A 13603-nucleotide genomic window follows, 5' to 3' on the forward strand; every position below is an offset into this window, starting at 1 on the left:
AATCCGATTCCATTTAGTCGACCAGGGGACAGCGAATGACTGACGACACCACCGCGCACGACGACCTCTGGGACGGCGCCGACGCGCTCCTCGGCCGGGCACGCACGATTCCGGTCGCCGACTCGACGCCCTTCCTGTCGGTGAGCACGGTCGTGCTCCCGGCACCCGGACGCCCCACCCCGCTGCAGGTCCGCGTCTCCGCACCCACCTCGGGAGACCGGTTGCCGATCGTGCTGCTATCCCACGGCGGAGGGTTCACGAACTACGTCTCCTCGAACCGCGGACTTGCGCCGCTGTCGGACTTCTGGGCGGCCCACGGGTTCGTGGTCGTGCAGCCCACCCACCTCAGCTCGAAGTCCCTGGGGCTGCCGCGGACCGCGCCCGACGCACGCGCGTACTGGGAGTCGCGCGTACAGGACCTCACCGCCATCCTGGACCACTTCGACCTCGTCGAGGCCGCCGTACCGGAGCTCGCCGGGCGCGTCGACCCCGGCCGGGTCGCCGTCGCCGGGCACTCGATGGGCGGGCAGACGGCGAGCATGCTCCTCGGCGCACGCGTGGTGGAGGACGGCGACACCGTCCGCGCGTTCGACGACCGGGTCAAAGCGGGCGTCCTCCTCGCATCGACGGGCGCCGGGGACGATCACCTCACGGACATGGCGAAGCGGTTCACCGCACTGCGGACGGCCGGGTTCGAGGAAATGACGACGCCCACGCTCGTGATCGTCGGCGACCAGGACGACTCGCCCGAGCTCACCGACCGCGGGCCGGACTACCACGCCGACGCCTACCACCAGGCACCCGGACCGAAGTCGCTGCTCACCCTGCACGGGGGCGAGCACATGCTCGGCGGCGTCACCGGCTACGACACCGTTGAGACCACCGACGAGGACCCGGAACGCGTGGCCGTGATCCAGCGGATGAGCTGGGCATTCCTGCGCGACGCCCTCACGTCCGACACCTCGGCGTGGCCGGCGGCAACGGCCGCGTTCGCGCGCCTCGACGCGATCGGTCGGCTGGAGAGCAAGTGACCACCACACCGTGCTCTCAGCGACGCCACCTGACTGCCCTACGCGACGATGGGGCCAGCCAGCCGGCGCTAGGCAGGGTCACACGGCTGTGACCATCCGTCGCCAGAACGGCTGCGCTCAACACTTCAACCCCACACAGGTCTTGAGCGCGGCGCTACCTGACAGGCGTCGCAGTGGTGAGGGTCGACCTCCGCTTCAGGCCTGGGTCAGGCCCTGTGGCGAGCTCACCAGTAAGTATCGGAGGCCTACCGTCGCGGCTTAGCGCTGATACTCGCCAGTAGAGTCCAAGATGCTGGGGTGGGACCGGTTCCTCACGCCGTCGCGGTGAGGAATTGCGTCTGGATCTGAGTGGGGCGATCGGCCACGGTCACTTCGAAGTGGTTGACCGCTGTCACCTCGTCCGGGTTGTCGATCCGCCAACCGGTCTTTTCGAAGAGTGCCAGCCAGGCGTCGCGGGACTGGATCGTGTGCAGCGGTCCGGCGCCGCCGAACATGACGTCGTCCACGGTGGAGACGACGAGGTCGGAGTCGAGGTCGGCGGGATGCACTTCGGCGGTGATGGCCAGGGTGCTCCCTGCCGCCGCGTGGCCGGAGAGCCTGGCCAGGAGTGATGCGACGTCGCCGGGTTCGAGGAACAGAGCGAGGTGTTCGGCGAGGAAGAGGGTCGGTCGGTGGGCGTCGTGCCCGGCGCGCGCCAGGACCTCGGCGACATCGTCGGTGTGGAAGTCCATGGCGGCCAGGGCGAGGTGCGCGGTGTCGGTGCCCATCACGTGGAGGCGGCGGGCCTTGTCCGCGACGATGTCGGGCAGATCGAGGTCGAAGAACGTCACGCCGGAGTGCCGGAATCGCAGGGCGCGGTCGTCGTAGCCGGCGCCGAGATTGACGACCTGGGGGACCCCCGCCGCGATGGCGTCCAGCACGAGCTGGTCGAAGTACGGAGCGCGGGGTGCCAGGAGTGCGAGGGACAAGGAGATGGCGCTGGGCTCGCCGCCCGGATCGATCGCCTGCAACCCTTGGACGAGCGCACGCCCGGCGTCGGGGTCGCCCTCGGCGGTGGATGGCCGCTCGAACTCGGCGCGCCCGAGGGCGCACACCTCACGGATCATTGTCAGCAGCGGATTTTCCCGCGTCATGATGGGTGCTCCTTCGGTGCTGGACGCGTGCGTCCGGGCAGGTTCGAGCGCGCGGCGGCGGATGCCGCCACGGCGAGGAATGAGGAATGCGGTCCGACGGGCCCGGGTCGGGCGCGTTACGACTCACCCGGGTTCGACAGACCGGCGGTGATCTTGTCGAGCAGCACCTGGAGGGTGGCCCGCTCCGACTCGGTCAGCGGCGCGAGGATCGATTCGTCCGCCGCGGCCATCGCCTCGTCGTGCCCGGCTACGAGCGCGATCCCTGCGTCGGTCGCGAAGACGCGCTTGCTGCGTTCGTCGCCGCCCTCGAAGCGGCGCTCAACGAGTTGTCGCGCTTCGAGCCCGCGCAGGACGCCGGAGACATTCGCCGCGGTCGTACGGGTCGCTCGCGCGATGTCGCGCTGGATGGCGCCGGGATTGGCGGCGAGATGGCTCAGGACAAACGCCTGCTGCAAGCTGAGTCCTCGCACTTGGATCCACTCCTGCCCTGCCTGCACCTGGGCCCAATTGATGACCCTGAGGCTTTCAAGGGGACTGGCGGGAAGGTCTTTCGACTGATCCATACCCCGGACCATAATCGTTAAGTCCTTAACAGTCAATTCCTTAAGTGCCTCCATCCATCCTGGCGCTCGGGCAGGCCGGCCTGGGTCGCACGTAGGGATTTGACCATCGCGGGCATACCTCCTTCGTGCGACTGCGCAGCGTCCCGAAGCGAGCACGCGACCGACACCCACGGGGTGACGCTGGTCCACTTCGCGCTGTTCGACCTGCTGGGGTTACAGCTGTCGCCCCGCATCCGCGACCTGGGCAAGATCACCCTGTACCGGGCATGGCCACGGGCACGGGCCGAGGCCGACCACCCCCGCGCCGCGCCGCTGCTGACTCGGCGGCTGAACACCGGTCTGATCACCGAGCACTACGACGACCTGCTCAGGCTGGCCGGGTCACTGAAGTTCGGCCACGCCACCACATCCCTGCTGGTCGGCAAACTCTCCGCATCCAGCCGGCAGAACGCGCCGGCGGCGGCGCTGAAGGAGTACGGCGCGCTGCGCCGCACCATCTACGCCGCCCGCTACCTGGCCGACCCCGCCTACCGGGCGCAAGATCTCCCGCCGGCTCAACAAGGGCGAGTCGCGTACGCCCACGAGGGCACCATCCGCGGTCGCCATCTGGAACAGCAGGGGCCCATCCGGGCAGACGGGCGACGAGGCCCGAAGCACCGGCCACCTGTTAGGCGGGTAGTGAAATGATCTTGGGGTGGTGGCCGGCCTGGTCGGGGCCGGGAGCAGATGCGATCACGATTCGGTTGTTCACTCGCGTTGATCTATCCGCAGCGGAAAGATGACGTTATGTCACCGCGTGGAGCGAGGTGGGCCGGTGGGGTTGTGGCTGTTGTGGCCGTGGCCGGCCTGGTGGGCGCGCAGCCGTGCGCCAGGCCTGGGAATGGGCGGCTCCCATTAAGGCGTAGCCGACAATTCCGATACCCAGGGTGGGGCAGGGAACTCGTCGTCATGTGAAAGGCCCGTCACTATCTCTGCTCCTGAGTCAGGACGTTTCGGGTCCGGTCCCCGATCCAGGCCGCTTCGAGGATCGCGGTCAGGCTGGCGGTGTCGGTCGGGCCTGGATGGTTCTGGATCAAGCGGGTGACGCCACTGGCCATCTCCGCGAAGCGCGGGAGGTCGGCGCGTGCCACGCCGATGTCCGCCAAGGTGGTAGGGATGCCGATGTCGGCAAGGAGCCCGTCGAGCCAGGTGAGGAACGTATCTGCGGCCTCGGCATCCGAGGCGTCGGTCACGTCGAGCCCGCACACCCCGGCGAGGATGGTCAACCGGTCGCCGATGGCATCCCTGGCCGCGTCCAGCGCGTAAGGCAGCAGCAGCCCGACGCCCAGGCCGTGCGGTGTGTGGGTGGCTGCGCCGATGGGGTACTGGAGGGCGTGCGGAGCCGCGTTGCCTGCGTGGGAAAACGCGAGCCCGGCTAGCATGGACCCATAGGACATGTCCGCGCGCGCGTCCTTGTCGCCTCCGTCCCTGACGACACGGGGCAAGCTGCGGGCGATCCGCTCCGCGGCCAGGAGCGCGTAGTGATCGGTGATCGGGTTGCGGCCGAGGAAGACCTGCTCCACCGGGTCGCGCGGTCCGTGGGCCCGGGGTCGCGCGGTGTAGCTCTCCACCGCGTGACAAAACGCGTCGATGCCGGAGTGGGCAGTGACGGTCGCAGGGCAGGTGTAGGTGAGCTCGGGGTCGACGATGGCGAAGTCGGGCACGATGTGGACGCTGGAGACCCCCACCTTCAGCTCGCGGTCCGGGTCGGTCAACACCGAGACGGGCGTGAGCTCGGAGCCGGTGCCTGACGTCGTCGGGACCGCGACGAGAGGAATCGTCGGCCCCGGCACCTTCGACTCGCCGTAGAAGTCGCGCGGCGTCCCACCGTGGCGCCGGATGACGCCGACGATTTTGGCGAGGTCGATCACCGTGCCACCCCCGATGGCGAGGATTACGTCGGCGTCCACCTCTGCGGCGACCGAGACGGCCAGGGCGACATCGGCGAGTGGCACGTCCGGAGTCGCGTCGGCAAACACCCCGACGACTTCGACCTTCTCCCGCACGGCGGCCACGATCTCGGCCACGCCCGGCTGCCCCAGAAGAACCCGGTCGGTCACGATGAGGACTCGCGAGCCACACTCGGCCACCACTCGTGGGATGTTCTGCGCGACCCCTTCGCCCACTATCAGCTGGCGTGGTCCGCGGACGGTCTCAAGCATGTCAGTGCCTCTCTAGAACGTCGGCGGTGATTTGCTGGGCGGACGTCCAGGTCACCTGCGAGACCGGGACGGCGTCGGCAAGGTTGGCTGCCGGGTGGCGCAGGCGCGCGCCGGGCTCCCAGACTCGGTCGTGCCCGGGCGCCCTCGGGTCCATCGCGATGAAGACGTCGCCCCTTGGTGGGCGGGTCAGTCGGGTCGAGGGTTCCGCGGACATCGTCGCCAAGGGCGGTACGAGTCAAGGTCGCGACCAGCACCTCGATCATGAGCCCGAGGGCGTAGCCTTTGGGACCGCCGAAAGGGCTGATCGCCCCATCCACCGCCGCGGCCGCGTCTGTGGCGCGCACACCGGCGGAGTCGACGGCGTCCCCGGGTGCCAGCGGATTCGTGCCGACCATGGCCCGGGTCCCGTCCCACGGGTGGAGGCCGGTCAGGTCATGTGTGCACAGGGCGCGGTGATCCTCGGCGGGCACCCGGAGCAGCAGGCCGGTCACGGTAGGTCGATCGCCGCGTAGGTGACGTCGAGGTACTCAAGGATGCCCTCGTGCGACCCCTCCTTGCCGATCCCGGACTGCTTCACGCCTCCGAACGGAGCTGACGGGTCCGAGATCAGGCCACGGTTGATGCCGACCATCCCCGTCTCTAGCCCCTCGGTGAACCGGAGCGCCCGCTGGAGGTCACGGGTGAAGACGTATCCGACCAGGCCGTGCTCGGTGTCGTTGGCCTTCGCCATCACCTCGTCGTCGGACGTGAACGAGATGATCGGCGCCACCGGGCCGAAGATTTCCACCTCCAGCATCCGCGCGTCTTCGGGCACGTCGACGAGGACCGTAGGCGGGTAGAAGTGGCCCGGCCCATCCGGACGCTCGCCGCCCACCAAGACACGGGCGCCGCGATTGACCGCGTCGGCGACGAGCTCGTCGATCTTGGTGACCGAGGCCTCGTCGATCAACGCCCCGACGTCCACGCCGTCGTCGAGACCATGGCCCACCGAGAGCGCGCCCATCCGCTTGGCGAAGCGCGCCGTGAACTCCTCGCGCACCGGCTCCTCGACGTAGATTCGGTTGGCCGCGATGCAGGACTCCCCGATGTTGCGCATCTTGGCCACCATGGCACCGTCGAGCGCGACGTCCAGGTCCGCGTCGGCACACACGATCAAGGCCGCGTTGCCGCCCAGTTCCATGGAGGTGCGCAGCACGTTGTCCGCCGCCTGTCGTAGCAGCACGCGCCCGACCTCGGTCGACCCGGTGAACGAAAGCTTGCGGGTCCGACGGTCGGCTAGCAGTGCTGAGACCACCTCGCCGGCACGCTTGGTTGTCACGACGTTGACGACGCCCGGGGGAACGCCGACCTCCTCCATGATGCGGGCCAGGAACAGCATGGTGAGTGGCGTCTGGGCTGCTGGCTTGGTGATCGTCGTGCAGCCCGCCGCCAGCGCAGGAGCGATCTTGCGGGCACCCATGGCCAACGGAAAGTTCCAGGGCGTCACGAAGACGCACGGTCCGACCGGCTTCGGCACGGTGAGGATGCGATATCCACCAGCGGGAGCGGTGTTGTAGCGCCCCTCGACGCGCACCGCCTCCTCGGCGAACCAACGGAAAAACTCGGCGCCGTAGGCCACCTCTCCCCGAGCCTCGGCGAGCGGCTTGCCCATCTCGAGCGTTATCAGCCGGGCGACCTCCTCGGATCGCTCAGTCAGTGCCCGGTACGTCGCGTTCAACAACTCTGACCGTTTTCTCGGCGGGGTCGCCGCCCACTCCGCCATTGCCTTGCTCGCCACGTCCAGAGCGGCGAGCCCGTCAACGACGTCGGCGTCCGCCACCTCGGCGATGGTCTTGCCGGTGGCCGGGTCCTCGACGACAAAGGTGGCTCCGCTGGCGGCGTCGCGCCAGGCGTCGCCAATCCGGAGCCGCCGGTGCTCGGGGGCCAGGACGTTCATCGGGTCACTCATTGCGTCGCCTCCTGTGATGTCCTTGGTGATGTCCAGCGTGACCTCAGCGATCGCGCCACGCGCGTTGACGAACGGGTCACACGACCTCGTCGGGGTCGAGGTTGCCGAGCGGGGCGAACGTGGCCTTGGCCCTGGCTGCAGGGCGACGCCCCGCGCCACCGATCGCCTTCTCGGGCCATGGCTGCTTCAGCGTCGTCAGGCCGCGCTCACCGGTGATGGTCCGCCGAGGCTCGATTGCCACGTGCGGGCGCATGTTGACGTCGCGGCCTGCGCGGTTACCTCCCGGCCTCGGACAGCGCCAGCCCGGTGCCCGCATCGAACAGGTGCGCACGGTCCAGGTCGACCGTGACAAGCAGCCGCTCGCCCGGCGTACCGGTGACGGTGGGTCGTGCCTTGACCTTGAGGATCTCCGTCCCCACTCTGACGTCGACCACCGTTCGGTCACCGAGTGGCTCAAGGCCGTAGAGCTCACCCGACAACGACGCGTTCCCACGCTGCTCGACGGACAGGTCCTCCGCGCGCAGGCCCAGCAGCAGCGGACGACCGTCCTCAGCCGTGGTCCAGCGGGGCCGCGGCAGCGTCCAGCCTTCCGCCCCGACCAGACGATCTCCCTCGGCGTGGCAGGCGAGCAGGCTGATCGACGGGCTCCCGACGAATCCCGCGACCCACTGGTTGGCTGGACGCTCGTACACCTCGGTCGGCGTTCCGACCTGTTGCACCTTCCCCTCCTTGAGGACCGCGACCTGGTCGGCCATGGACAGGGCCTCGACCTGGTCGTTGGTCACGTAGACGAAGGTTGCTCCGAGGCTCCGGTGGATGCGGGTGAGCTCGGTGCGCATCTCGACGCGGAGCTTGAGGTCGAGGTTCGTCAGCGGCTCGTCCATGAGAAACGCGCGCGGGCGACGGACCAGCGCCCGGGCCAGGGCGACACGCTGCATCTCACCGCCCGACAACTGCGCCGGACGACGCTGCAGCAGATGTTCGATGTGCAGCAGGCTCGACATCTGCTCGACGGCAGCGGCGATCTCGCTCGAAGAACAGCGGCGTGCCCGCAGCGGCGAAGCGATGTTCTCGTACGCCGTGTGTCGCGGGTAGAGGGCGTAGTTCTGGAAGACCATGGCCAGGTCGCGTGCGGCCGGGGCGTCACCGGTCGCGTCCCTCCCGTCCAGATGCACCGACCCGGCGTCAAGCTTCTCAAGGCCGGCGATCGCTCGCAGGGTCGTCGTCTTGCCTGCCCCGGAGGGTCCGAGCACGACGAAGAACGAGCCGTCCGGCACGTCCAGCGTCACCCCGTCCAGGGCCTGGACTTTATCGAAGGACTTGGACAGCCCGTGCACTGCCACGGTTCCCATCAGGCCACCAGCTCTTCCGTGCTCACGTCGTAGACCGCCGGGGTCCCGCCGGTGTGCCGCAGCCCGACCGGTGCGTCAGCGGCGAAACGGACAGTCGGTGGCATCCGAACCCGTACGTCGCGCTGGCCGTCGTGGTCAACCACGTAGATGATTTCGTCGCCCAGCCACTCCGCCGAGACCACGCGGGCCGGGACCGAACGTTCCGCCCCTGGTTCTGTGACTTCCAGCGCCTCCGGCCGGACGCCTGCGACCAGGCAACGGTCGCGCGGCAGGCCTGGCGGTGGCGTGAGGACCAGTCCGCCCTGACTGCGCAGCTTCCCGTCGGCCACCTCCACCTCAATCAGGTTCATCGGCGGGGAGCCGATGAATGCGGCGCAGAAAAGACTCGCCGGACGGTCGTAGACCTCCAGCGGCGTGCCGATCTGCTCGACGCGGCCCTTGTTGAGGATGGCGATTCTGTGACCGAGCGACATCGCCTCGACTTGGTCGTGGGTGACGTAGACCATCGTCGTCCCCAGCGCCCCCTGCAGGTGCTTGATCTCCGTGCGCATGTCCGCCCTCAGCTCCGCGTCCAGATTGGTGAGAGGTTCGTCCATGAGGAATGCGCGCGGTCGTCGCACCAGGGCGCGAGCAAGCGCGACGCGCTGCTGCTCCCCGCCGGACAGCCGGCGCGGTCGCCGGTTCAGGAGCGGACCGAGCCGCATCAGCCGGGCGGCCTCGTCGACCCGCTCGCGCACCTCCGCCTTGGGCAGTCCCTCGGCCCGCAGTGGGAACGCCAGGTTGTCGCGGGTTCTCAGATGCGGGTAGAGAGCGTAGAACTGGAACACCATGGCGATGTCGCGCTCGGCGGGCGGCAGGTCGTTGACCAGCGTGTCGCCGATGTGGATGTCGCCCGTCGTCTGCCTCTCCAGGCCCGCTATGGCCCGCAGCGTGGTCGTCTTGCCGCAACCCGAGGGGCCGAGCATCACGAACAGCTCGCCGTCGCCGATGGACAGGTCCACGTGCTCAACTGCGACCGTCCCGTCCGGGTAGCGCTTGTGCAGGGCGGTCACCTCGATGCCCGCCATCAGCGTCGCACCGCCCCGAGCGTCACACCGGCGACAAGGTGCTTGCGCACCAGATAGGCGAAGACGAGCACCGGTAGGGCGAACACTACGGAGGCGGCGGCCACGAGACCCCAGTCCACAGTGGTTCCACCGATGAGGCCGGCGATGGCGGGTGGAGCCGTCCGCACGTCGTCGCTGGAGGTAAGGAAGATGGCGAACACGAACTCGTTCCACGAGAAGATGAGGGCGAAGACCGCCGTCGCGGCGATACCGGGCAGGAGCAGGGGAAGGGTAAATCGCCAGAACGCCTGCAGGCGGGTGTAGCCGTCGAGCATGGCGGCATCCTCGTACTCTGCGGGCACCTCGTCGACGAACCCCTTCATCATCCAGATCGTGAACGGGACGTTGAACGCGGTGTAGATGAGGATCAGGCCGAGCTTGGTGTCGATGAGTCCGAATTGGCGGTACATGAGGAAGATCGGGATCACGACCACCACGGGCGGCATGAAGCGGGTGGACAGGATGAAGAACAGTTGGTCCTTCTTGGCCTTCACGGCGAAGCGTGAGTAGGCCCAGGCCGCCGGGACTCCCAGCACGGTGGCCAGCACCGTGGAGACCCCGGCGACCACGACGGAGTTGAGGAACGAGACGGACAAGGCCGAGCGACCGCCGGAGGCGACGAACACGTCCTTGAAATGGTCCAGTGTGACCGTGAAGTCGAAGAACTTGGCCGGGATGGCGTAGACGTCCCGGTTCTCCTTGATGGACGTCTCGATCATCCACAGCACCGGAAAGAGCATCACGACGGCCAGCACGGTCAGCAGCGCGATCTCCAGCACGGAGCGACCCCGGCCGCCGAAGCGGCGCGCGGGGGGCGTGTGATCCCGGACAGGACCTGTGGACACGGCCTCGTCTACGGAGACGCCCATCAGTCCTCCTTGAGCTTGTTCAAGTAGCGCAGGTAGAGCTGCGTAAGGACGATGACGACGAGGACCATGAGGATCCCGTACGCCGAGGCGGTTCCGGTGTTGAAGCCCAGGAACGCCACCTTGTAGACGTGGAACGACAACGTCTCGGTGGAGACCCCCGGACCTCCGCTGGTGAGGATGTAGACGAGGTCGAACAGCCGGAAGGCCTCGATGGCCCTGAACAACACGGCAATGAGGAGCAGCGGCCACACCAGCGGAAGAGTGATGGTGCGGAACCGGAACCACTCGGACGCCCGGTCGATCGAGGCGGCCTCGTACAAGTACTTGGGGACCGCGGTAAGGCCCGCAAGTGCGATGAGCATGATGAACGGCGTCCATTGCCAGGTGTCGACCACGATCAGGGAAATCAGTGCCGTTCGCTGCCGGGTGAGCCACTCCACCTGCCCCAGGCCGAGCGAGCCGAGCATGCTGTTGATCACGCCGAATTGCGCGTCGAGCATGAATTTCCAGAACAGCCCGACCACGACCTGCGACAGCATCATCGGAACCAGGAACAGAGTGGTCAGCAGTCCTCGCCCGTGCGTGCGCCGTGAGATCAGGTAGGCGATGGCGAAACCGAGCACGGTCTGCAGGGCGACCGCGCCGACCACGTAGATCAACGTCGTCAAGGCCCTCAGGTGGACCTGCGCCGAAGTCAGGATGGCGGTGTAGTTCTCGAACCAGACGAAATGGGCCGGCCCCCCGCGGGTGGCCGAGTAGTCGGTGAAAGACAGGTACAACGCCCACAGCAACGGGAACACCGACATTGCGAGCAACAGCAGCAGCGCGGGGGAGATGAAGGCCACGGCGAGCCCGCGGTCGCTCAACCGGCGGGACCGACCCGGTGCAGGCGGCGTCGCGGACGCCACCTGCCCGGGGTGGTCGGTCGTCAGAGGGACGGGGTCACTCACAGTCCGCCGCCACCCTTGCGGCTGCCGGAGTCGAGTACGCCCTGCTGCTCCTTGGCGATGTCGTTGAGCGCATCCTTCGGCGTCTTCGCGCCGTTGAGAGCCGCGTTCACGTTGGTGTTCTCAATGTCTACGAGGCGCGCGTACTCGGGCACGTTCCACATGTCCCGCATCCGCGAAACCGAGTCGGCGTACACCTGGTTGAACGGCCCGGCATTGAGGAACTCGGGCGACTCCAGGGCGTCCGTACGCGATGGCACGCCACCAGCCGCGGCCCACTTCTTCTGGATGTCAGCCTGCTCGAACCACTTCATGAAGTTCAGGGCCTCCGCCTGGTTCGCCGCAGGGGAGTAGGCCGACACGTGCATCCCCATGCCGCCGAGAGGCACCAGGTTCGTCTTCTGGCTCGGCAGGGTGGCAAAACCCAGCTTGTCGAGAATCTCCTCCCGCGTGGTGCCGAGCGTCGACTGCTTCGGGTCAAGCAGGCCGCCGCTCGCGGCGATCCAGTTGAACGCGATGCATGCCTTGCCCTGGGCGACCGCCGCGTTCACCTCGTCGATGAACCAGTTGCCGGAGCCCGCGGCGGTCAGCGGCTTCATCTTGTTGACCAGGACGTCCATCGCCTCCTGGCCCGCAGCGTCGTTGATGACGCCGTCGATCTTGCGCGTCTTGGAGTCCCAGAGGTTGCCGCCGTAGACGGCGTTGACCGTGTTGTAGGTTACGGCCGCGGCGTCCGAACCGTTGGCCTGGTGGAAAGCCAGCCCGCTGACGCCAGGGTTGTCCGCCTGGCACTTCTCGGCGACTGAGATCATCTCGTCCCACGTCTGCGGTGGCTTGTCGCCGATCAGGTCCTTGCGGTAGATCATCGTCCAGGTGTCGCCGAGCAGCGGCAGTCCGTACAGGCTGGCGTTTTCGTCGCGCTTCCCGGTCTCCGCCTGGGGGTACTGGCCGTAGGCCGCCAGAAGGTACGGGTTGTAGGCCTTGACGTCGATGTTCTTCTTGACGAAGTCGGTGATGTCGAGGATGTTGCCGTTCGTCACGGCCTCGCCGATGTGCTGCGAGTCCAGGATCGGGATGTCGAAGTCGGTCTTGTGCGCTGCGAACTGGGTGAACATCGCGTCGTGCCAGTTCGCGTTCGGCACGGTGTTGACCTTGATGGTCACGTTCGACCGCACCTTGGTGTACTCCGCGTTCGCAAAGGCTTCCAGCGCGTGGGCGGGGGGCCAGTCGAACCAGATGAAGCTGAGGGTCAGCGGGTCCTTGGTAAGCTCCGGGATGGTCGCCGATGCCTTGGGGGCGCTCGTCGCGCCGTCGTCCTGGCCGCAAGCCGCCATGGTCGTGGCCACCAACATGGCCGCCATCGCCAGTCGTCCTATTCGCCTTGGATACCGCATCTTCTTGCCTGCTTTCTGGGTGGGGACCTCTGGAGCCTTGCTGCGTGCTTGCCGAGCAGTGCTGGGGGGTTGTTCAGGCGTGTTGCCGGCTGTCGCAGGGGCTGACCCGCAGACCGGCGTCACGAGTACGCCGTGACGTAATGGGGCTTCAAGCAGTCGAGAAGTCCTTCGGTCCTTGTGCCCCCGGTGGCGAACCGAGCAGGACGTCGAGCATGCTCATGGGAGCTCCAACTGATCGAAGCCGAGCGATGCGGGCGGTTCCGCGATGGGTGAAGGATGGGTGGCATCCGTCACCTTTCCTATACGATCCGATTGTGGGCGTCAACATCCCGCAGTATTGCGACCGATGTCAACAGGTTCCCGAAGACGCAAGAAAGGACCTCACGTCACGATGGACGACGAAGCGACGATCGCGCGGCGCCGATCTCGCGGCCGGCTTGCCGACGAGGTGTACGACACGCTGCTCGGACAGTTGATGTCGCTACGGATCGAGCCTGGCTCCCGCGTCACGATCGACGTCCTGGCGCGAGAGCTGGGGGTCTCGCAGACGCCGATCCGAGACGCTCTGAACCGCATGGAGGCCGAAGGCCTGGTCGTGCGTGTGCCCCATGCCGGCTATCGCATTCCCCCCCAAATCACCCGTCACCGATTCGAGGACATGCTTGAGCTCCGCCTGCTCCTCGAGCCGGCGGCGGCGCGCAGATCCGCCGAACGCGCATCCTCGAAGCAGGTGGCCGGTCTGCGACGAATGCTGGAGGAGATGGCGGAGCTGGAGGGGGGCAACGGGCCCGTGGCCTATGGCGCCTTCGGGCTACGCGACGCCGCCTTTCACGATCTCGTCGCCCTGAGCGCGGAGAACGAGGTCATCCGCGAAGCGCTCGCTCGCCTGCACACGCACGTGCACCTGTTCCGGCTTGTCCACGACACCCAGGTCACTCACTTGGCCATGGCCGAGCACGAAGACGTTCTGGCCGCGATCGCCGCGCGTGACCCCGACGCCGCCGCCTATGCCATGCGTCGGCACATCCTGCGGTCCGGCGAGCGGTTCCGACGATTGTT

The 13603-nt window shown here is 67.6% G+C and carries 14 protein-coding genes; 3 read left to right on the forward strand and 11 right to left on the reverse strand.

The window, feature by feature from the left end; translation table 11 throughout:
* The first annotated feature begins 35 nt into the window (after positions 1 to 35).
* Positions 36 to 1031 carry an alpha/beta hydrolase family protein gene (locus tag Pmi06nite_RS38040; RefSeq protein ID WP_203958080.1) on the forward strand — a complete coding sequence of 332 codons (996 nt, stop codon included), beginning with the start codon at positions 36 to 38 and terminating at the stop codon, positions 1029 to 1031.
* A 311-nt stretch (positions 1032 to 1342) separates the two neighbouring features.
* On the opposite strand, the gene Pmi06nite_RS38045 is transcribed toward Pmi06nite_RS38040, so the two are convergent.
* Entirely contained in the window at positions 1343 to 2164 is an 822-nt protein-coding gene (locus Pmi06nite_RS38045; protein WP_203958081.1) for a class I SAM-dependent methyltransferase, read from the reverse strand.
* Positions 2165 to 2280: 116 nt separating this feature from the next.
* A complete protein-coding gene (locus Pmi06nite_RS38050) occupies positions 2281 to 2727 on the reverse strand; it encodes a MarR family winged helix-turn-helix transcriptional regulator (protein ID WP_203958082.1) in 447 nt (148 codons plus the stop codon).
* 99 nt (positions 2728 to 2826) lie between these two features.
* On the opposite strand from Pmi06nite_RS38050, the gene Pmi06nite_RS38055 reads away from it, so the two are divergent.
* Positions 2827 to 3414, forward strand: coding sequence for a Tn3 family transposase (locus tag Pmi06nite_RS38055; RefSeq protein ID WP_275409649.1), 588 nt, complete (start codon positions 2827 to 2829; stop codon positions 3412 to 3414).
* A gap of 278 nt (positions 3415 to 3692) precedes the next feature.
* Here Pmi06nite_RS38055 and Pmi06nite_RS38060 read toward each other — a convergent pair whose 3' ends face one another.
* From Pmi06nite_RS38060 to Pmi06nite_RS38100, 9 genes are all read right to left on the reverse strand, one after another.
* Positions 3693 to 4928: an iron-containing alcohol dehydrogenase gene (locus Pmi06nite_RS38060; RefSeq protein WP_203958084.1), complete on the reverse strand. Its 1236-nt coding sequence runs from the start codon at positions 4926 to 4928 to the stop codon at positions 3693 to 3695.
* A complete protein-coding gene (locus tag Pmi06nite_RS43135; protein WP_373317358.1) occupies positions 4895 to 5323 on the reverse strand; it encodes an Ldh family oxidoreductase in 429 nt (142 codons plus the stop codon). Before Pmi06nite_RS43135 ends, Pmi06nite_RS38060 begins: the two co-directional genes overlap by 34 nt.
* 92 nt (positions 5324 to 5415) lie before the next feature.
* Positions 5416 to 6876: an NAD-dependent succinate-semialdehyde dehydrogenase gene (locus Pmi06nite_RS38070; protein WP_203958086.1), complete on the reverse strand. Its 1461-nt coding sequence runs from the start codon at positions 6874 to 6876 to the stop codon at positions 5416 to 5418.
* Positions 6877 to 6952: 76 nt separating this feature from the next.
* The gene (locus tag Pmi06nite_RS38075) at positions 6953 to 7117 is read right to left on the reverse strand and encodes a hypothetical protein (RefSeq protein WP_203958087.1); all 165 of its coding nucleotides are present in this window, start codon (positions 7115 to 7117) and stop codon (positions 6953 to 6955) included.
* Between the two features lie 34 nt (positions 7118 to 7151).
* Positions 7152 to 8228 carry an ABC transporter ATP-binding protein gene (locus tag Pmi06nite_RS38080; protein WP_203958088.1) on the reverse strand — a complete coding sequence of 359 codons (1077 nt, stop codon included), beginning with the start codon at positions 8226 to 8228 and terminating at the stop codon, positions 7152 to 7154.
* Complete coding sequence (locus Pmi06nite_RS38085; RefSeq protein WP_203958089.1) at positions 8228 to 9295, reverse strand: ABC transporter ATP-binding protein; 1068 nt, start codon at positions 9293 to 9295, stop codon at positions 8228 to 8230. The genes Pmi06nite_RS38080 and Pmi06nite_RS38085 overlap by 1 nt, the downstream gene beginning before the upstream one ends.
* On the reverse strand, positions 9295 to 10203 hold the full coding sequence (locus tag Pmi06nite_RS38090; RefSeq protein WP_203958090.1) for a carbohydrate ABC transporter permease: 909 nt from the start codon (positions 10201 to 10203) through the stop codon (positions 9295 to 9297). The genes Pmi06nite_RS38085 and Pmi06nite_RS38090 overlap by 1 nt, the downstream gene beginning before the upstream one ends.
* Positions 10203 to 11153, reverse strand: coding sequence for a carbohydrate ABC transporter permease (locus tag Pmi06nite_RS38095; RefSeq protein ID WP_203958091.1), 951 nt, complete (start codon positions 11151 to 11153; stop codon positions 10203 to 10205). Before Pmi06nite_RS38095 ends, Pmi06nite_RS38090 begins: the two co-directional genes overlap by 1 nt.
* Positions 11150 to 12667 (reverse strand): sugar ABC transporter substrate-binding protein, encoded by a 1518-nt coding sequence (locus tag Pmi06nite_RS38100; protein ID WP_203958092.1) that lies wholly within the window; start codon positions 12665 to 12667, stop codon positions 11150 to 11152. The genes Pmi06nite_RS38095 and Pmi06nite_RS38100 overlap by 4 nt, the downstream gene beginning before the upstream one ends.
* Before the next feature lie 268 nt (positions 12668 to 12935).
* Here Pmi06nite_RS38100 and Pmi06nite_RS38105 point away from each other — a divergent pair.
* Positions 12936 to 13603: GntR family transcriptional regulator (locus tag Pmi06nite_RS38105; RefSeq protein WP_203958093.1), on the forward strand; the 668-nt coding region annotated here is incomplete at its 3' end.

It is taken from the genome of Planotetraspora mira, assembly GCF_016863275.1.
Taxonomy (GTDB): domain Bacteria; phylum Actinomycetota; class Actinomycetes; order Streptosporangiales; family Streptosporangiaceae; genus Planotetraspora; species Planotetraspora mira.